At 58.0% G+C, this 19,486-nt stretch carries 13 protein-coding genes; 7 read left to right on the top strand and 6 right to left on the bottom strand.

The features are described 5' to 3' along the window. Window positions 1–10: 10 nt before the first annotated feature. The 4 genes from QVP03_RS12285 (at window position 11) to QVP03_RS12300 (ending at window position 6,106) form a co-directional block, all read left to right on the top strand. Window positions 11–1,771, top strand: a complete 1,761-nt coding sequence (locus QVP03_RS12285) for a peptidoglycan D,D-transpeptidase FtsI family protein (protein ID WP_288210815.1) — start codon at window positions 11–13, stop codon at window positions 1,769–1,771. Then, on the top strand, window positions 1,761–3,206 hold the full coding sequence (rodA, locus tag QVP03_RS12290) for a rod shape-determining protein RodA (protein WP_022333704.1): 1,446 nt from the start codon (window positions 1,761–1,763) through the stop codon (window positions 3,204–3,206). The genes QVP03_RS12285 and rodA overlap by 11 nt, the downstream gene beginning before the upstream one ends. A 5-nt stretch (window positions 3,207–3,211) precedes the next feature. Next, window positions 3,212–5,785 carry a calcium-translocating P-type ATPase, PMCA-type gene (locus QVP03_RS12295; protein ID WP_022333705.1) on the top strand — a complete coding sequence of 858 codons (2,574 nt, stop codon included), beginning with the start codon at window positions 3,212–3,214 and terminating at the stop codon, window positions 5,783–5,785. Between the two features lie 84 nt (window positions 5,786–5,869). Beyond that, entirely contained in the window at window positions 5,870–6,106 is a 237-nt protein-coding gene (locus QVP03_RS12300) for a hypothetical protein (protein WP_256166465.1), read from the top strand. 9 nt (window positions 6,107–6,115) lie between these two features. Here the strand turns inward: QVP03_RS12300 and gdhA are convergent, their stop codons facing one another. From gdhA to QVP03_RS12315, 3 genes are all read right to left on the bottom strand, one after another. After that, the gene (gene gdhA, locus QVP03_RS12305; RefSeq protein WP_022333706.1) at window positions 6,116–7,453 is read right to left on the bottom strand and encodes an NADP-specific glutamate dehydrogenase; all 1,338 of its coding nucleotides are present in this window, start codon (window positions 7,451–7,453) and stop codon (window positions 6,116–6,118) included. A gap of 94 nt (window positions 7,454–7,547) precedes the next feature. Further along, window positions 7,548–10,529, bottom strand: a complete 2,982-nt coding sequence (locus QVP03_RS12310) for a PEP/pyruvate-binding domain-containing protein (protein ID WP_022333707.1) — start codon at window positions 10,527–10,529, stop codon at window positions 7,548–7,550. 124 nt (window positions 10,530–10,653) lie between these two features. Continuing rightward, the gene (locus tag QVP03_RS12315; protein WP_288210811.1) at window positions 10,654–11,337 is read right to left on the bottom strand and encodes a class I SAM-dependent methyltransferase; all 684 of its coding nucleotides are present in this window, start codon (window positions 11,335–11,337) and stop codon (window positions 10,654–10,656) included. A gap of 134 nt (window positions 11,338–11,471) precedes the next feature. Between QVP03_RS12315 and QVP03_RS12320 the strand changes: the two genes are divergently transcribed. The 3 genes from QVP03_RS12320 to QVP03_RS12330 all read left to right on the top strand — a co-directional run bounded on the left by QVP03_RS12320 (window position 11,472) and on the right by QVP03_RS12330 (window position 14,840). After that, complete coding sequence (locus QVP03_RS12320) at window positions 11,472–12,677, top strand: hypothetical protein (protein WP_022333709.1); 1,206 nt, start codon at window positions 11,472–11,474, stop codon at window positions 12,675–12,677. A 19-nt stretch (window positions 12,678–12,696) separates the two neighbouring features. Beyond that, entirely contained in the window at window positions 12,697–13,797 is a 1,101-nt protein-coding gene (gcvT, locus tag QVP03_RS12325) for a glycine cleavage system aminomethyltransferase GcvT (RefSeq protein WP_022333710.1), read from the top strand. Window positions 13,798–13,868: 71 nt separating this feature from the next. Continuing rightward, window positions 13,869–14,840: a dihydroorotate dehydrogenase-like protein gene (locus QVP03_RS12330; RefSeq protein WP_022333711.1), complete on the top strand. Its 972-nt coding sequence runs from the start codon at window positions 13,869–13,871 to the stop codon at window positions 14,838–14,840. 200 nt (window positions 14,841–15,040) lie between these two features. Here QVP03_RS12330 and QVP03_RS12335 read toward each other — a convergent pair whose 3' ends face one another. The 3 genes from QVP03_RS12335 to QVP03_RS12345 all read right to left on the bottom strand — a co-directional run bounded on the left by QVP03_RS12335 (window position 15,041) and on the right by QVP03_RS12345 (window position 19,008). Then, a complete protein-coding gene (locus tag QVP03_RS12335; protein ID WP_022333712.1) occupies window positions 15,041–15,670 on the bottom strand; it encodes an HD domain-containing protein in 630 nt (209 codons plus the stop codon). A 128-nt stretch (window positions 15,671–15,798) separates the two neighbouring features. After that, window positions 15,799–17,712, bottom strand: coding sequence for a SusE domain-containing protein (locus QVP03_RS12340; protein ID WP_022333713.1), 1,914 nt, complete (start codon window positions 17,710–17,712; stop codon window positions 15,799–15,801). A 21-nt stretch (window positions 17,713–17,733) separates the two neighbouring features. Continuing rightward, window positions 17,734–19,008, bottom strand: a complete 1,275-nt coding sequence (locus QVP03_RS12345) for a glycoside hydrolase family 76 protein (protein WP_022333714.1) — start codon at window positions 19,006–19,008, stop codon at window positions 17,734–17,736. Window positions 19,009–19,486 lie beyond the last annotated feature (478 nt).

The following is a 19,486-nucleotide window of genomic DNA, read 5'->3' on the forward strand; positions in this document are numbered from 1 at the left end:
CACCTCCCTCCTGATCGCCGGCCGCCTGGCCTATATCCAGCTTGTCGATTCGAAATACAACGAACTGGCCAAGGCCAATGTGCTGCGCCATGTGGTGCAGTACCCGCCGCGCGGCGAGGTGTTCGACCGCAACGGCGAATACCTGGTTCAGAGCCGCGAGTGCTACGACCTGATGGTGATTTACAGCGAGATCGACAAGCATGGGTTCGATACCGTGCGCATGTGCGACGTGCTGGGACTTTCGCGCGGGAAACTCGAAAAAGAGCTGGCCAATGCCCGGATGCGCCCCCGTGCGCCCCGCGTCGTGACCAACTATATTTCGAAAGAGGACAAACTCCGTTTCGATGAGTGCAATTTCCGCGGTTTCTATACGGTTTACCGCACCGTCCGCCGTTATCCGCGTAAAATCGGCGGTAACCTGCTGGGGTATGTGAGCGAGGTGAATGCCGATTACCTCAAGCGGAATCCCGAATATAAGATCGGCGATTACGTGGGCATGGGCGGCGTGGAGTCGGCCTACGAACCGTTGCTGAGGGGAACGAAGGGGGTGAAGATCCAGGAGATCGACACCCACGGGGCCATCAAGGGCTCCTACATGAACGGCGTTTACGATTCGCTGCCCGAGCCCGGCAAATATATCGTCAGCACCATCGACGCCCGCCTGCAACTGCTGGGCGAAGAACTCATGCGCGGCAAGGTCGGGGCGGCCGTGGCGATCGAACCTTCCACGGGGGAGATCCTGATGATGGTTTCCTCGCCGACGTACGATCCCGACGAGCTGGTGGGGCGCGAGCGCGGCAACAACTACATGAAGATGCTGGGCAACAAACGCCAGCCGTTGTATAACCGTGCCGTGAGGGCCAAATACCCGCCGGGTTCGACCTTCAAGCTGGTGCAGGGCCTGATCGGTTTGCAGGAGGGGGTACTCCGGCCGTCGGATCTGCATGTCTGCCACGAGGGCTACCAGGCGGGGCGCCGGCGTATGAAGTGCCACTCGCACGCTTCGCCGCTCGACCTGCGTTTCGCCGTGGCGACTTCTTGCAACGCCTATTTCTGCTATGTCTTCCGTGATATCCTGGACAATCCCAAATACGGGAACGTCAAGGAGGGGTACGATGCCTGGAAAGAGTATGTCGAGAGCTTCGGTTTCGGCCGCAAGCTGGGTTCCGACTTCCTCGACGAGCGCGACGGGTATGTCCCCGACCGGGGCTGGTACGACCGCCAGTACCGCGGGTCGTGGAATTCGCTGACGGTCATTTCGCTCGCCATCGGGCAGGATGCGCTGGGCTGCACGCCGTTGCAGCTGGCCAACCTCGCGGCCATCGTCGCCAACCGCGGTTATTACTACATCCCGCATATCGTCAAGAAGGTCGAGGGGCGGGATTCGCTCGACCGCCGTTTCTACGAGCGCCATTATACGAAAGTCGACCCCAGGCATTTCGAGCCGATCGTCGAGGGCATGTGGCGGGGCGTCAACGTCGGCGGCACGTCGATGCTGGCCCGGCTCGAAGGGCTCGATGTCTGCGGTAAGACCGGTACGGCCGAGAACCCCCGCGGGCGCGACCACTCGACCTTCCTGTCGTTCGCACCGAAGGACAACCCGAAGATCGCCATTTCGGTCTATGTCGAGAACGGCGGGTTCGGCGCCTCGGCGGCGCTGCCCATCGCCAGCCTGCTGGAAGAGTATTACCTGACGGATACGATCCGCCGCCCGGTATTGCTGGATTATGTCAGGAACATGACCATAAATTACCCCGCGTATGACCGCTAACCGCCATAACAGTATCTTCTACGGTGTCGACCTCTGGACAGTCCTGCTCTATGTCCTGATCGTGATGGCGGGGTGGGTGTCGATCACTTCGGCCTCGTACGACGAGGGTACGGCCGATGTCTTCTCCTTTTCGCACTTCTACATGAAACAGCTGATGTGGATCGGCGTGGCATGGACTACGGCGGTCGTCGTGCTGTTGCTCGACGACCGGTTTTACCATATGTTCGCTTACCCGGCCTATTTCGCGGGCCTTGCGCTGTTGGTCGGTGCGTTGCTGTTCGGCCGGGAGGTCAACGGAGCCAAGGCGTGGTTCGAGTTCGGGTCGTTCCGCATGCAGCCGGTCGAGTTCGTGAAGATCGCTACGGCATTGGCGCTCGCCCGCGTGATGAGCGCCTATTCGTTCTCGATCAACCGGCCGGGCGACCTGTTCAAGGTCGGGATGGTGATCTGCGTCCCGCTGTTTATCATCATCCTGCAGAACGATACCGGTTCGGGCATCGTGCTCGGGTCGTTCCTCTTCGTGCTCTACCGCGAAGGGCTCAACAAGTGGCTCTGCATCCCGGCGCTGCTGATCGCCGCGCTGTTCATCTTCTCGTTCCTGCTTTCGCCCATGACGATGCTCGTGTCGATCATTCTGGTCTGCACCCTTTCGCAGGCGATGATGAACGGCCACTGGCGCCAATGCCTCGTTTACCTTGCCGCACTGGCCCTGGGGAGCATCCTGCTCTGCATGGCGATGGGGCTTGTCGCGCCGGGCTTCATGGATCTGCATGCCTGCCTCTTGACCGTGACGCTGCTGTCGCTGGTCTGGGTGGTGGTTTATGCCTACCGCACCAACCTGAACAATATCTTCATTACGGTCGGGCTGTTCCTTTGCACGGTGGTTTTCCTGCCTACGACCAACTATATTTTCAATTCGATCCTCAAACCCCACCAGCAAGACCGTATCCTGAGCTTCCTGGGCATCATCAGCGACCCGCTGGGGACGGACTACAACGTCAACCAGTCGAAGATCGCCATCGGCTCCGGCGGCTTTCTGGGAAAGGGCTTTCTGCAGGGTACGCAGATCAAGTACGGGTTCGTGCCCGAGCGGCATACCGACTTCATCTTCTGTACCGTGGGCGAAGAGTGGGGCTTTGTGGGGACGATGGTCGTGCTGGCGCTGCTGTGCCTGCTGATCCTGCGCCTGATGCGCATGGGCGAGCGGCAGCAGGAACCTTTCGGCCGCATTTACTGCTATTGCGTGGCGGCCATCCTGCTGTTCCATGTGCTGGTGAACGTGGGGATGACCATCGGGCTGATGCCCGTCATGGGGATCCCGCTGCCGTTCATGAGCTATGGCGGCTCGTCGCTCATTGCCTTTACAATACTGTTGTTCATTGCCGTACGGCTCGATGCGTCGACGCGGCAATTCTCCCTGAATAATAAATTCTGACACACATGATCCGTTACAATCCCCGGGGTTTGTCTCCGAACGAGGTCGCCGAGAGCAGACGGCAGCACGGCGACAATGTCATTACGCCGCCGAAGGACGATTCGGTATGTAAACTGCTGGCCGATAAGTTCCGCGACCCGATCATCCGCATCCTTCTGCTGGCTGCGGTGCTCTCGCTCGCCATCGGTTTCGTGCATAAGGATTTCACCGAGTCCATCGGTATTATCTGTGCGATTATTTTAGCCACTTGCGTCGGTTTCTGGTTCGAGTGGGATGCCATGCGGCGTTTCCGGCGGCTGAACCAGGTCAACGACGATATTCCGGTCAAGGTGATGCGCGACGGTGCGATGCACGAAGTCCCGCGCCGCGACGTCGTGGTCGGGGACGTGGTCTACATCGAGAGCGGCGAGACGGTGCCTGTCGACGGCGAGTTGGTCGAGGCCGTGTCGCTGAGGATCAACGAATCCACGCTCACGGGCGAACTGGAAGTTGACAAAACGGTGGACGAGGCGCATTTCGACCCCGATGCCACCTATCCGTCGAACGTCGTGCTGCGCGGCACTACGGTCGCCGACGGTTACGGCGTGATGGTCTCGACGGCCGTGGGCGATGCGACCGAAGCCGGGCGCGTTACCGAACAGGCGACCGTCCAAAGCGAAGAGCAGACGCCGCTCAACCGCCAGCTGACACGCCTTTCGAAACTGATCGGCCGTGCGGGCATCGTGCTTTCCATCGCTATTTTCTGCGTCATGCTCGGCAAGGCGATCTTCATCAACGGGTTGCTCGAAGGCGACTGGCTCGCCATCTCGCAGCACGTGCTGCACATCTTCATGGTTTCGGTGGCGATCATCGTGATGGCCGTTCCCGAAGGGTTGCCCATGAGCATCACGCTGTCGCTGGCCATGTCCATGCGGCGGATGCTCAAGACCAATAACCTCGTGCGGCGCATGCATGCCTGCGAAACGATGGGGGCGGTGACGGTGATTTGTACCGACAAGACCGGAACGCTGACCCAGAACCGGATGCACGTGCAGGAGTTGGTGCGCTACGACGCGCTGCCGATGCACGATTTCGCCGAGATCGTAGCCGCCAATTCGACGGCCTTCCTCGATGTTTCGGGTGCCGTGATCGGCAATCCGACCGAAGGGGCGCTGCTCGAATGGCTGCACGCGCAGGGCGAGGACTACGAACCTCTGCGTGCGGGTGCGAAGATCGTCGACCGGCTGACCTTCTCCACCGAGCGCAAGTATATGGCGACGATTATCCAGAGCGGTATTTCGGGCCGCCGGATCGTTTGCGTGAAGGGTGCGCCCGAAATCGTGCGTGCGATGTGTGCGCCGGACGGGAAAGACGAACAGGTGGCGGAACAGCTGCTCGGGTTCCAGGGGCGGGCGATGCGTACGCTGGCCGTGGCATGGGCCGAGACGGCCGAGGACGATTGCCAGCGGGCTGTCGCCGCGGCGCAGCTTCATTTTGCGGGTGTTGCGGCTATTTCCGACCCCGTGCGCGAGGATGTCCCCGAAGCTGTCGGGCGTTGCCTGAAGGCGGGGATCGACGTCAAGATCGTCACGGGCGACACCCCGGCTACGGCGCGTGAGATCGCCCGCCAGATCGGCCTGTGGAACGACGCCCGGGATACCGACCGCAACCACATGACCGGTACGGAATTCGCCGCGATGAGCGACGAGGAGCTGCTCGGCCGCGTACAGGAACTGAAGATCATGTCGCGTGCCCGGCCGCTCGACAAACAGCGGCTCGTGCGCCTGTTGCAACAGTGCGGCGAGGTGGTGGCCGTCACGGGCGACGGTACGAACGACGCCCCGGCGCTGAATTTCGCCAATGTCGGGCTTTCGATGGGTTCCGGGACGTCGGTGGCCAAGGATGCCAGTGACATCACGCTGCTCGACGACTCGTTCGCTTCGATCGCCACGGCTGTGATGTGGGGACGCTCGCTATACCGCAATATCCAGCGTTTCGTACTGTTCCAGCTCACGATCAACTTCGCGGCGATCCTGATCTGCTTCGTCGGCGCGGTGTTCGGTACGGACATGCCGCTTACGGTGGTGCAGATCCTGTGGGTGAACATCATCATGGATACCTTCGCCGCGATGGCCATGGCCTCGCTGCCGCCGAACCCCGAGGTGATGCTCGAAAAACCCCGTCCGCGCAATGAATTCATCATTACGCGCGCCATGGCGCGCACGCTTTTCACGTGCGGCATTATCATGGTCGCGGTATTGCTGGGCATGCTGTTCTGGTGGACGATCACGACCGGCGGGCTGACCGTGCGCCAGCTGACGGTCTTCTTCTCGACGTTCGTATTCCTGCAATTCTGGAATATGTTCAACGCCAAGGGTTTCGAAACACGCCATTCGGTCTTTTCCTGCCTGCGCGGGTGCCGTGAATTCTTCCTGATCCTGTTGGCCATCGCCGTGGGGCAGGTGCTCATCGTCGAATTCGGCGGCGAGGTTTTCCGAACCGAACCGCTGGCATGGCGGGAGTGGGCAGTCATCATCGGCAGTACGTCGCTGATTGCAATCGGCGGCGAGATCGTCCGGGCCATAGGCCGCAGGCGTTAAACGGATGCTCTGCCGCTCTTGCCGCAACTGAGGCTGACAGGGCCGTAAGCACTATGTTCTGAGTACTCAAAGCTCGAAAAATAAATGGAAGCGAATCTCCTTCAACAGAAGATTCGCTTTTTTGTTTTGGATATTTTTGTGTTTCGCGGAAAAAACGTATATCTATCCTGTGATCTGTCAGGATTGCACACATACGACCATGTGCCGAAAACCGGCTTATCTGTGAAAACCGTGGCGCGGAATATTTGGGTGCAGGAGCGTAAAGTAATGGCGAAAAATGAAGAGACCGAAAATGAGAATCATTTTCGGTCTCTATTATAGAAAATTAATTTACAGGACGCCCTGTTCGACCATCGACTTGGCAACCTTCATGAAACCGGCGATATTGGCGCCCTTCATGTAGTTGATGTAACCGTCCTTCTCCGTGCCGTATTCGAGGCATGCGTGATGGATGGACGACATAATCTGGTGCAGCTTGGCATCGACCTCCTCGGCCGTCCAGTTGAGTTTCTGTGCGTTCTGCGTCATTTCCAGACCCGACGTGGCGACGCCGCCGGCATTCACGGCCTTGCCCGGGCCATAGGGAATCCTGGCTTCGATGAAAGCGTCGATCGCCTCGGGGCGGCAGCCCATGTTCGAAACTTCGGCCACGACCTTCACGCCGTTGGCCAGCAGTTTGCGGGCATCCTCGCCGTCGAGCTCGTTCTGCGTGGCGCACGGCATGGCGATGTCGACCTTGACTTCCCACGGCTTCTTGCCCGCGAAGAACTGGGATCCGGGGAATTTCTTGGCGTAGGGTTCCACGACGTCGTTGTTCGATGCGCGGAGTTCGAGCATATAGGCGATCTTTTCGGCGTCGAGGCCTGTGGGATCGTAAATGTAGCCGTCGGGGCCCGAAATCGTCACCACTTTGGCGCCCAGCTCCGTAGCCTTCGTCGCCGCGCCCCAGGCCACGTTGCCGAAGCCCGAGATGGCGATGGTCTGGCCCTTGATGTCCATGCCGGCTTTTTCGAGCATCTGGCGCAGGAAATAAACGGCACCGAACCCCGTGGCCTCGGGACGGATCAGCGAACCGCCGTAGGTCATGCCCTTGCCGGTCAGTACGCCCGTGTTCTCGCGTGCCAGTTTACGGTACATGCCGTAGAGGTATCCGATTTCGCGGCCGCCCACGCCGATGTCGCCCGCCGGGACGTCGGTCTGGGGCCCGATATGGCGCCACAGCTCGACCATGAAGGCCTGGCAGAAACGCATCACCTCACGGTCGGATTTGCCCTTGGGGTTGAAATCCGAGCCGCCTTTCGCACCGCCCATGGGCAGCGTCGTCAGCGCATTCTTGAAAATCTGTTCGAAACCGAGGAATTTCAGGATCGAGGGATTCACCGAGGGGTGGAAACGCAGGCCGCCCTTGTAGGGGCCGATTGCGTTGTTGAACTGGATGCGGTACCCGAGGTTGACCTGGACATCGCCCTTGTCATCGACCCAGACCACCTTGAAGGTGAAGATACGGTCAGGCTCCACGATGCGTTCTGCAATGCGGTTGGCCTCGAATTCCGGATGCTGGTTGTAAGCCTCCTCTACCGTCATGAGAACTTCGCGCACGGCTTGCAGGTATTCGCTTTCGCCGGGGTGCTTGCGCTCAAGTTCCGCCATCAATTTGTTTACGTCCATATTGCCTGAAGTTTTAAAAGGTTGTTTCTTTATTACAAATATAATATTATTTCTTATAAATTGTAACTTCGGGGCGAATTTTTCCGCGGAATTATTATTTATCGCCCTCTTCCTTGACGATACCCTTGTTCGAGCGCCCGTCGATGCAGACCCACAGGGGTTTTTCGAAACGCACCTGCCGCAGGAACATTCCCTCGTAGACCGCGCGGCGGCCGTCGAGTTCCCCTTCGCGGAAAATACCGTCGCCGCGGAAGGGATTGATCGTCAGGTAACCCACGCCCAGCGAGGTGACGTTCTGGAAAAAATGCGTGCCCTGCGACGGTTCGACCTCGAACTTCTCGATGCCGCATTCGACGATCACCTTCGCTTCCGAGATGTGGTTCCATTTCACGGGGACGCCCAGAAACGCGTCGGAAGAGCCCCAGCGGCCGGGGCCGACGAGGATGTAGGAGCGTTTTTCATCCTGCATCCGGTTGTTGAATTCGAGCAGTTCTTCGGCGATCTTTTCGGTCGAGAGCGAGTCGAACGTGTTGCTCTTGATGTAGATGATGTCTGCGATGTCGCCCATCATGCCGATCCCGAGCGCGTTCTGGCCGTATACCAGCGCGTCGGAAACGTCCACCTTGCTCCAGTCGATCGGGCGGTTGTCCTGGTTGTCGATGATCGGGCGGATCTGGAGCAGGTTGAATATCTGTTGTTCTCCGGCCTGTACGTCCATATTGACGGCGAATTCGACCTCTACGGGGCAGCGCATCTCCTCGGCCCCCAGCCTCAGGATATCGCCGATGATGTCCGCGAGCGGGAAGGTGTTGTACTTCAGTATATTGTTGAACGTGATGACTTTGCGTCCCCGGTCGAACGGGCTGTCTGAGATGCGTTCGTTGTCGCGATCCCATACCGAGCAGACGAACCGTGCGTTGCGCAGGCCGGCGATCTGTGCGATGTCCAGCCTGTGCAGGTTCACCGCGTCGTCGATCGACGTGCGGAACTCTTCGGGCTTGAGGCTTAGCGCCAGCACTTCGTTCTGTGTGTCGCGCAGCGCCAGTTCGGGGGTCGAGGTCTGGAGTACCTTCTGCGGATAGCGGGGCGAGAAACGCAGCGTGCGGCCGCCGTCGACGACCAGTTTGCCCAGCCCCATGGCGATGTTGCAGACGCCGTCGGCAGGGGCCTCGTCGCCGATGGGATAGTAGTTGATCGATCGTGCCACGCCCGAGAAGGTCGGGAAGAAGAGGCCGTCCTGCTCGGTGCCGCATACCTCCTGGATGATGACGGCCATTTTTTCCTCCGAGATCAGGTTTTGCGACGAGGAGAGGTAAGCCCTCGACGTGGCGAAATAGACCGAGGCGTAGACACTCTTGACGGCCTTGAGCAGCAGCCGGAGCATCTGATCCCCGTTGTCCACGTAGGGGATCATGTAGGTGGAATAGATGCCTGCGAAGGGCTGGTAGTGCGAATCTTCCAACTTCGACGACGAACGTACGGCCAGCGGCGTGCGGACGGTCTGGATGTAGGCCTTCAGCTCCTGCTGCAACCTGGCGGGCACCGTCGAACTGACGAATTCCGAGAGGATCTCCTCGTCCGAGAACTCCTGCGAAATGATGTATTTGAGGCCGTTGAGGCGGATGAAGTCGTCGAAATAGTCCGTGGCGATGACCACCGAGCGGGGGATCATGATGCGCACGTTGGCGTGCTTGTCGTAGAGCCGGTGCTTGAGGATCATCGAATTCATGAAGGCCAGCCCGCGGGCCTTGCCGCCGAGCGAACCCTCGCCGATGCGTGCGAAGGCCACCGCGTCGCTGTAAGTTTCCGGGTCGAAACGCGCCACTACGCCCTGCCCGAGCAGCGTGCGGTAATCCTTGATGAGGTTGACGATGCGCTGGCGATGTTCCTGGGTCGACGCGAATTGGCTCTTGTTGCCCCGGCGGATCGCCGCCGCCAGCGGGAACAGCCCCCGGGAATAGAGCCATTTCGAAAGGTGGTTTTGCGACGTGTGATATTCGAATGCCTTGTCGGGGATCGTGGCGATCATCTCCTGCATCTGCACCAGGTCTTTGGCCTTGCCGATGACGGCACCCGTATCGGGGTCTTTGAAGAGGAATTCGCCGAAGGCGAACTCCTTGTCGATATATTCGTGCAGCTGCGTGAGCAGCGTTTTGGAATTCTTGGCGATGAACCCCGCCCCGAGCTGGCGGGCCTGTACCTCGAACTCGGTCTGCGACGATTGCAGCAGGACGGGCATCAGCGGGTTGTCGGCCTTGATGCGGCGGCAGAGGTCGATGCCCGCGTCGCGTTTCTCGCTCTCGGGCGGGTCGTTGCGGTGCAACACGAACCCTACGTCGGAGATCACGCCCAGGATGTTCTTCTTGTAACGGTCGTAGAGTTCCACGGCCTCCTCGTAATTGGTGGCCAGCAGGATTTTCGGCCGGGCACGCTTGCGCAGAATCTGCTGTTGCTCGTTGAAGGCGTCCTTGAGGAATTCTGTGTTCTGCAGCAGGATCAGCTTGTAGAGCTCGGGCAGGTAGGTCGAGTAGAAACGTATCGAGTCCTCGACGAGCAGGATGGCCTGCACGCCGCCGTCGGTGATGTCCTCCTCGGCGTTCATTTTATCCTCGACCAGCTTGATGATGGCCATGATCAGGTCGGTATTGCCGTGCCAGCCGAAGATGTAGTCGAGCCCCGAGCGATCCTGCTCCTCCAAACGGCGGTAGATGTCTTTCGAGAAGGAGGTGAGCAGCGCGACCGGGATCTGGGCGTGGCGTTCCTTGACGATCTTGGCAAACGAGAATACGTCCAGCTCCCCGACGTTGTACATCGTCAGGATGAAGTCGAACGAGTCGTCGCGGCCGAGCAGCTCCAACGCTTCGCGTGTGGAGCTCACGCGCGTGAACGACGGCGGGTTCGACATGTTCAGGTCGAGGTATTCCTGGTTGATCTGCGATTCGATGTGTCCGTCCTCCTCGAGGATATACCCGTCGTAGCTGCAGCAGACCAGCAGGATCTTATGGATTCGGTATTTCATGAACCGGTACTGGGCCTTGTTCCCGTCCGGCAGGTATTCTTCGAGATTCTTGTTCATCGCGACTTCGTTTATTTCAACAAAAATAGGAAAAAATCGCCAACCGGTAAAAAGAAATTTCCCGACGGCAGGTGATACCGGCGGACGAGGGGAGTTGCCGGGGTGCCGGGCGCGGCGTCCGGGTTCAGACCCTGGCGCTGAAAACCATGTGGCGCCAGAGGTAGGGTATGCGTCCGGCGCCCGTAAAGACCAGATGATGGTATCCCGCCTCCCTGAGCAGGATGGCGAGTGTCCGGCGCGACCAGAACTTGATGTGGCCGCCTTCCCACAGGGCGCTCAGGTGATAATCCATTTTGTTGGCCAAGGCGATGGTGAGGTTCTTCAGGTAGCCGTGGTAGGGCGTGGTGACGATGAACTGGCCTCCGCCGCTGGCTTCGAGGATGCTGCGGATGAACAATACGAATGCCCGCGGTTGGTAGAGGTGTTCGATGACTTCCATCGAAATCACTGTTTTGAAGGGAATGCCGCGCAGTTCGGGCGGGAGTTCGCCCGAGGTTACATCACAGACGAAAAACCGGTTCGAATTTCCCCCTCCCTTCATCCTGTTGGCGATCGCTATGCCTTGTTCGGATGCGTCGATGCCGTAGACGCAATAGCCTTTCCCAGCCAGGTAATTGGCGAAGTAACCGTTTCCGCAGCCTACATCCAGAATCGGCGAACCGTCCGTGGGCAGTAACCGCTCGATGTATTTGCCGAGCAGTTTGTGGTAGAACATCGGCTGGGCGTCGCGCCATCCGAATTCATTGTAGCTGGATGTCGTCATGATGTAGTGGGATTTGAAGACGCAATAACAAACAAATGTAGGCATATTTTTCATCGCGCGCAAGCGGAACGGGGTTTATTTACAGGGGCTTTCTTTTGCCTGTCAGCGACTTTCCGGCAGGGCCTGCGCGATTTTCGTTTTTTATTTCTATCTTTGTTCTGATAAAAAAACGATTCGCAATGAATACGGACAAATATATCCTTCAGGAAGTCACAACCTCCGCACAGGAGCGCGAATGGCTCGATTTACCCAAGAAGATTTACAAGGGCAACCGCAACTGGGTCTGCCCGCTGGATCAGGACATAACCGAGGTCTTCGATCCGGCACGAAACGAACTTTTCGCCGACGGTGAAGCCGTCCGCTGGGTGGTGCGCAACAAGGCCGGCGAGGTCGTGGGGCGTATCGCGGCGTTTTACAACCGCGAAAAGGCGGCCATCGAGGAACAGCCCACGGGCGGCTGCGGCTTCTTCGAGGCGATCGACGACCAGCAGGTCGCCGACATGATGTTCGATGCTTCGCGCATGTGGCTCGCCAGCCGCGGCATGGAGGCGATGGACGGGCCGATCAACTTCGGGCAGCGGCGCGACTGGTGGGGACTGCTGGTCGAAGGCTACGAATTCCAGCCGCTCTACAAGAATCCCTATAACCCGCCTTATTATAAGGAGCTGTTCGAGAATTACGGCTTCAAAAACTATTTCAACCAGCACAGCTTTATCTGGCGTGCCAATGTCTCGGAGGCCAGCGAACGGATTTTCGACCGCGCCGAAAGGCTCCTCTCTACGCCGGGGTATCATGTCGAGAATATCGACATGAACAACCTGGAGGACGCCGCCGAGAATTTCCGGCTGGTTTACAACAAGGCGTGGGCGCTCTTTTCGGGTGTCAGGCCCATGGCGCAGGAGGAGGCGATGCAGATGATGAAGGCCATGAAGCCGATTATCGACCCCGACATCATCTTTTTCGCCTATTTCAACGACGAACCGATCGGGTTCTTCATCACCGTGCCCGACCTGAACCGCATCATCGGGAAGTTCAACGGCAAATTCGGGCTGATCCAGAAGCTCCGCCTGATGTGGGAGCTGAAAGTCCGTAAATCCTGCGACCGTATCTTCGGCATCATCTTCGGCATCGCCCCCGAATTCCACGGCAAGGGTGTGGAGTCGGCCATCATGGCGCGTTACTGGCACTTCATGATGGAGACGCAGAGCCGCTACAAGACACTCGAGCTGGCCTGGATCGGCGATTTCAACCCCGTAATGAATCGTATGATCGAGACTTATGTCTGCGCTACGCGCCATAAGATACACACCACCTACCGTTACCTCTTCGACCGGACGAAGGAGTTCCACCGCTGTCCGCGCCTGGGGGTGAAACGCCGCGAGTAAAACCTAAAACCGTACCTATATGAAAACCACAGCATTTACCAAGTACCACATTGCCGCGGGGGCCAAGATGGCCGAATTCGCGGGATATAATATGCCGATCGAGTTCACGGGGATCAACGACGAGCACATGGCCGTACGCAACGGCGCCGGTGTCTTCGACGTGAGCCACATGGGCGAAATCTGGGTCAAGGGCCCCAAGGCGCTTGACCTGCTGCAGCGCATCACCACCAACGACGTGTCGAAACTCTTCGACGGCAAGGTGCAGTATTCGTGTATGCCCAACGGGCACGGCGGCATCGTGGACGACATCCTCGTCTACCGTGTCGATGCCGAAACCTATATGCTCTGTGTCAACGCCGCCAATATCGAAAAGGACTGGAAGCACATCTGCGAGCAGGGCCGGGCGTTCGGCATGGAGGCCGGCCACGGCAAGGAGCTTTACAACGCTTCGGACGAAATCTGCCAGCTGGCCGTACAGGGGCCCCTGGCGATGAAGGTCGTGCAGAAAATGTGCGCGGAGCCGGTCGAGGATATGGAATACTATACCTTTAAAAAGATGAAGGTCGCCGGCTGTGATGCCATCCTTTCGATTACGGGTTATACCGGATCGGGCGGCTGCGAGATCTATGCGGCCAACGAGGACGGCGACAAACTCTGGAAGGCGCTCTGGGAGGCCGGCGGGGAGTACGGGCTGAAGAACATCGGCCTCGGGGCCCGCGATACGCTGCGCCTGGAAAAAGGCTTCTGCCTCTACGGCAACGACATCGACGACACCACATCGCCCATCGAAGGCGGCCTGGGCTGGATTACCAAATTCGCCGAAGGAAAGGATTTTATCGACCGGGCGCTGATGGAAAAACAAAAGGCCGAGGGGGTTACGCGCAAGCTTGTCGGGTTCCGGATGATCGACCGCGGAATCCCGCGTCACGGTTACACGATCGCTGCGGCCGGTGGCGGGGAGATCGGCCATGTTACGTCGGGTACGATGTCGCCCTGCCTGAAGGTTGGCTTCGGCCTGGGCTACGTGAAGCCCGAATACGCCAAGCCGGGCACGGAAATCGCCGTCGTTATCCGCGAGAAGCCCCTGCGTGCCGAGGTGGTGAAGATCCCGTTCGTTTAACCTGCCCGGCCGGATTGCACTCCGGCCTGCCCGGTTCGGGAATGTTTTGAAAATTAATGTAATTCTGTGATATGAAAGCAAAATACCTCGGACTCGACCTTTCGAGTCCCGTCGTGGTCAGCAGTTCGCCCTATACGGCGACTGTGGCCAATATCGGACAATGCGTAGCGAACGGCGCGGGCGCTGTCGTCCTGAAATCCATCTTCGAGGAGCAGATCATCCGTCATGCCGCCGCGCTGGACTATCCGTCGCAGGGCATGGGCGATTCGGGTGAATACCTCGAACGTTACCTCGGCGATGCGTATAAGGGTGAGTTTCTCAAACTCGTCTCCGATGCCCGTACGACAGGGGTACCCGTCATCGCCAGCATCAACTGCATCGCGGCGGATGACGGATGGACGGACTACGCCGTGGCCATGGAGGCTGCGGGGGCCGCAGCCCTGGAACTGAACATCTTCCTGCAACCGACCGACCGCCACCGTACGGCGCAGGAGTTGGAGCAGGACTACGCCGATGTCGTGCGCCGCGTGGCGGCTGCCGTGAAGATCCCGGTGTCGGTGAAACTGCCGATGCGCCTGACCAATGTGCTTGCCGTCGCCGATTCTCTGCTGGCGCGCGGGGCGCGGGGTGTGGTGTTGTTCAACCGCTTCTTCGAACCCGATATCGACGTGGAGCGCATGGCGTTCGTCAACGGCAACCCGTTCAGCGAACCTGCGGAATTGCGCAATGTCCTGCGCAGCGTGGCGCTTTGCTCTACGGCCCTGCCGCAGCTCGATGTCGCCGTATCGACGGGCGTGCACGACGGCGAGGCTGCCGTCAAGGCATTGTTGTGCGGTGCCAATGCGGTGCAGGTCTGCTCGGCGATCCACGAGAAGGGCTTCGGGGTCATTGCCGACATCAACCGGTTCATCGACCAGTGGGCCGAGCGCCACGGTTTCGAGTCGCTGGGCGAGTTCCGCGGCAGGATGGATTACGGCAACGCCGAAAGCGACGTGTACCAGCGCGTGCAGTATATGAAATATTTTCCGCACGATGCCGAATAACCTTTGCGGGCAGCCGCATGTAAAATATTCCCCGGAGATCTGCTGAGGTCTTCGGGGAATATTGCGTTTGAAGGGATCCGCCGGTATGGGTCTCTTCCTTTCTCTCTTCGTTTTGCCTTGCTGTGTGCCGTTACAGGTGGGGTTTCGTACCCGATGCCTGCTGTTTCCGGAATCGTAATACGGTATTCCGTCCCCGGGGATCAGCTCCGGTATATCTCTTCGTAAATCCGCCCGAAGGCTTCGCGCAGCCGTGCCGTGTCGCGAATCAGCGCACGCAGTTCCGCCAGTTTGCGGGCGTTGTCCGATTCGGGTATCCAGAGCCGCAGGTAACCGCCTTCGGCATATTTCCGTTGCAGGTGTTCCACGCAACGGTCGGACTGCCCCTCGCGGCTGAGCGCAGGGTAGTGTGCCAGCCCGTATTGTATCGTGCGGCGGATTACGGTTTCGGGATCGATGCAGCGGTCAGCCTCGGCTACGATCCGTCCGTAAATCGTGCGCGGGGCGTGGTCGGACGAGGCCCGGTGGTCTTCGATGGCGTCGCGCATCACGGCCATCTGTTCCTCTGTGAACCGCTGCCGCATGAAGGTGTCGGCGAGGAGTATTTCGGCCGAGCGGATATGGTGCGACTCCCGTCCGTATGCCAGCCCCGTGTCGTGGTAGGCTGCGATCGCGTAGACCATGTCGGCATCCACCTCGTAATGCCCGGCAAGCACGAGGCTCTGCGCAATGACCGTGCGCACATGGTCGGTGCGGTGTGCCGCATCGAACGCCCCGTAGCGGGGAATGATCTCGGCCTCGATGTAGGCCTTCAGTTCTTCGGATGGTTTCATAGGTGCAAAAGTAATATATTTATCCGGATAGCTCGTTTGACCGGGGATACTGTAAAAAGAAACGGCCGACTGTTTCTGTCGACCGTTTCTTTTCTGTATAAGGATGCTATCCTTATCGGTTTGTGCTGTTATTTGAACGAGCGCGTGTGCTTGTAGTCTGCAGCGTACGTATTGTTCATGTAGATATGGAACGTCGCCTTTTTGCCTACGCCTTCCGAGTCGTTCAGCGTTTTCCATGAATCATCCCATTCTTCCAACTTCGAGTGGTCGAAGCGGTAGATATTGTAGAAATTCGGATAATTTCCGGGGTTGCTGTTCTGGGGCTCCCGGCAGTCGTCGCTGTAATACGCCCAACGCTCCTTGAAGCCGTCGACATAGGTGCAGATGAAATAGTAGCGGGTGTCCTTTCTTCCGTCTTCATGCGAAACGACCCATGCATAATCGGAAATACTCCATTCGCCCTGCCCCTGATAGGTCATCTCTGCCGTATCGGGTACATCATGTCCGAACCAGGGCTTGTTCCAGAGTTCCACTTTCTCGATTTCGCGCATCTTGTAGGTCATGGTGTTGAAATCCAGGGCGACCCAGTAGATACCGGCTTTCGAAACGGTGTTCGTTGCCGGGTTTTCAGCGATGGCGAAGGTCATGTTGCTTGCGTCGAGCTTGTAGTAGCGGCCTTTGTCGTCGGTAATGCTGAAATCACCCGAAGACAATTGCGTGAAGCATTCGAAAATGCTCGCTTCACGGCCGACATTCAGATCGTCACTTCCCTTCGCAACCAAAACAGGCAGGGCTTTGTTCAGGGCGATGGCTTCCTGGTTCTCGGTGGCGGAACCCTGCATGTTGACTGCGAGGGGTACTCCGAGCGAACGCTCCAGCAGGAAGAGGTCGTCATCCGTATTGTTCATATGAACCCAGAACGAAACTTTCTTTCCGTAGCCTTCCCTTTCCTTTTCATTCACTTTCCAAGTGTTATCCCACTGGTTGTTGAATGTATGGCGGAAAATGTTGTAGAACAGCGGATTCTTTTCAGCCTCGGACTTCTCCGAGTCATGGCAGTCGTCTTCGAAATGTCCCCAGAACTCGGACGAGCCGTCGGCATAGGTACAGATGAACTTGTGGCGGGAGTCCGTGTTACCGCCCTCTTTGACGTTCCATGCGTAGTCCATAATGCCCCATACGCCGTTGCCTTCGTACGTGAGTTCGGCCTTGTTGCCCGGGTTGGAAATGAAGAGCTCGACCTTCGAGATTTCCTTGAACTTATAGGTCATGTTGGAGAAGTTCACGTAGAGCCAGTAAATGCCGTCGTGTTCGACAGTTACGGCAGTCGTCGCTTCGTTGTCCTTGACGAGTTCCAGTCTGTTCTTCTCGGCCAGTCTGAAATGGCGGTTGAGGTCGTCGGTGATAACCAGTTCGCCGGCAGTCAGTTTCGTAAAGATTTCGTAAGCCCCGGCCTCGCGCTGATCCGTGTACTTGCCTTTCGCCGTGTGGATGACGCTGGCAGCGAACAGGGTGAGCTCCTTCTGTTCCTCGGTGATTCCTCCGGAAATCTTGATCTCCGAAGGCATCGGGTCTACGGAATTGATACGGGTGAGAGATACCGTGCGTACGCCGGCTTCGCTGCCGTAAATCTCCGAGTTGAGGCCGCACCAGGCGCGTACCGTCCATTTGACGGTGGCGGTTTCGCCCAGGTCTGCACCTGCGAGTGTGGCGACCGTATTTAAAGTAGAACTTGCGACCTTGGCCGAGGGTTCGTAACCGTTGTTGTCGCTGGTGAGGACATAAAGCGGCTGGCTGAAGTCCCCGTCTACTTTGTCGAACAGCAGTTCGTAGGTGATATAGCCGTTCTTGCTCGCTTTGGAAACCGCCCATTCGAAGTGGGTGGTGTTGCCGGTCTCCAGCATGATCGTCGCATTATTGCGCGGCAGGTAAAGCTGATCCGCGGGGGTGATATTGCCCGAAGGCGTCGTATCGTCGTCGCTGCAGGCGGCCAGGCCACATGCCATGGCTCCGGCGACCAGCATCATGATAATCTTCTTCATAAATCGGTTGGTTTTGACGGGTTAGAACTTGACATCCTTGATCATCCACATGGATTCGATCGCCTGCGCAGCACTGGTATATGCACCCAGCGAACCGCCTACGTCGCCGTTCATCGACGAGCGGGGCTGGTAGCACTTCACACCGAAGTAAGCCTCGGGCCAGCCTTCCGGCGTCTTGTCGATCGTCGCCCAGTAGTAGGAGGCATGACGATAGAGATAATCGTAGAGCTCCTTGCGGATTTTGCCGTCGAACGAGTCGACTTCCGTGTCGAGGATCATGCGCGTGAACCAGTGGAACATCACGGCGTGGAAGATCGAGTTGTTCTCGTCCGTACCCTCGTCGCGCGATACCATTTCATAGTTGTAAACTTCGTTCATGCGGGTTGAGGTCATCTGGCCGCGGCCCGCCTGGATGGCCTTGCGCAGGTAGCCCGTGTCGCCGGTCAGTTTCCAGATCAGACGGCCGGCTTCCATGCAGGTACCCTGCGTGTAGCTCAGCGGGGTCGAACCCAGCGTGCCGTCGGATGCCATCGCGTCGATGTTCTGATCGAAGCAGGTGCAGGCCTGGTCGATGTATTCCTGGGCAGCCTCTTCGTTGCCTGCTGCGCGGCTGTACTGTGCCAGGGTCGCGGCTGCGATGGCTGCAGGGCCGTTCGTGCACTCGTTGGGCCCCAGATCCGACCATTTCCAAGGCAGCCAGCCGGACTGCGTCAACTCGTGACGGGGCCATACGCACTCGTCCCAGGTCTGTTTGGCTGCATCGTAATAGGTTTGGTTGCCGGTTGCGTCGTACATCTGGAACAAGGCGATAATGATCCAGCAGGTGTCGTCGGTGAAATCGTTGCCGAAACCCGTCGAACCGCGCCAGTTCTGATTGCCTTCGTAGTTGTTGCCGCGCTTATCGTACCATTTCTGGAAATAGCCCTCGATACGGGCTTTCTCCTCGGCATCGGTCGCCTTGATACGGTTGTAGTACTCTACCATGGCAGCCATGGCGTGTGCCTGCTGCCAGTAGTTGTTGGAATTGGCACTACCGGTCGCATTGTATTCCCTGTACGAGAACACGCCTTCGTAGCCATTGCGGTTTTCACTGCAGTAGAAGCGCTCGATGAAAGCCGTGGAGCAGGAGTCCGCAGCCTCAGTCCAATCGATCGTGTAGGGCGCGTACTGGGTGTTCCCCGTTACTTTTTCCGGCTTGGTAAGATCCTCGTATTCTTGTTCCGAGCAGGCGCCCGAGACGGCTGCTGCGGAAAGGGTCAGCATGGCAACAGTCCATCTGAATAGAGATTTTCTCATTGTATATTTGTAATTAGTTAATTAAATTTGAATAGTTAAGACATCAGAGTATGGAATAAGTCCGATCTCTCATTGGTTTTCTAAACCGGGAATTATGTTCTGACCCCATACTCTTTACATCAGAATCCGGATAGTTCGTAATTTATAGGTTGATTTTAATTTTTATTCAATACTGTTTTGTTTCCGGTTCCGTGTCTGAATCCGTGCTTCGAATAGCTTTCCGCGCGTGCCGCCTTGCGTACTGCGCGGCAAAGGTTCCGGGTGGCCCCTCCCCGGAGGGAGGAACCGTCCGGTATCTTGTTGCTATTTGAAGATGTATTCGTGCCAGAATCCGCCTGCCTTGTTGTCTCCGTTCAGGTATAGGTAGCAGTCGAAATCACGGCCGCAATCCGAAACGAGGAAATTATAGGTCTTGTTCCAGTCCTTATCGTTATCGTTGAAAGTATAGATGTACACCCTCAGATAGTCGGTCGTGTAG

The sequence above is a fragment of the Alistipes sp. CAG:29 genome, from assembly GCF_000435435.1.
Classification (GTDB): Bacteria; Bacteroidota; Bacteroidia; order Bacteroidales; family Rikenellaceae; genus Alistipes; species Alistipes onderdonkii.

Excerpts from the sequence above, each read along its gene's own strand:
- QVP03_RS12345 (WP_022333714.1), bottom strand. The coding sequence starts at position 19,008 with ATGAGAAAATCTCTATTCAGATGGACTGTTGCCATGCTGACCCTTTCC.
- rodA (WP_022333704.1), top strand. The coding sequence starts at position 1,761 with ATGACCGCTAACCGCCATAACAGTATCTTCTACGGTGTCGACCTCTGG.
- gdhA (WP_022333706.1), bottom strand. The coding sequence starts at position 7,453 with ATGGACGTAAACAAATTGATGGCGGAACTTGAGCGCAAGCACCCCGGC.
- QVP03_RS12295 (WP_022333705.1), top strand. The coding sequence starts at position 3,212 with ATGATCCGTTACAATCCCCGGGGTTTGTCTCCGAACGAGGTCGCCGAG.
- gcvT (WP_022333710.1), top strand. The coding sequence starts at position 12,697 with ATGAAAACCACAGCATTTACCAAGTACCACATTGCCGCGGGGGCCAAG.
- QVP03_RS12340 (WP_022333713.1), bottom strand. The coding sequence starts at position 17,712 with ATGAAGAAGATTATCATGATGCTGGTCGCCGGAGCCATGGCATGTGGC.
- QVP03_RS12310 (WP_022333707.1), bottom strand. The coding sequence starts at position 10,529 with ATGAACAAGAATCTCGAAGAATACCTGCCGGACGGGAACAAGGCCCAG.
- QVP03_RS12335 (WP_022333712.1), bottom strand. The coding sequence starts at position 15,670 with ATGAAACCATCCGAAGAACTGAAGGCCTACATCGAGGCCGAGATCATT.
- QVP03_RS12315 (WP_288210811.1), bottom strand. The coding sequence starts at position 11,337 with ATGCCTACATTTGTTTGTTATTGCGTCTTCAAATCCCACTACATCATG.
- QVP03_RS12330 (WP_022333711.1), top strand. The coding sequence starts at position 13,869 with ATGAAAGCAAAATACCTCGGACTCGACCTTTCGAGTCCCGTCGTGGTC.
- QVP03_RS12300 (WP_256166465.1), top strand. The coding sequence starts at position 5,870 with ATGGAAGCGAATCTCCTTCAACAGAAGATTCGCTTTTTTGTTTTGGAT.
- QVP03_RS12320 (WP_022333709.1), top strand. The coding sequence starts at position 11,472 with ATGAATACGGACAAATATATCCTTCAGGAAGTCACAACCTCCGCACAG.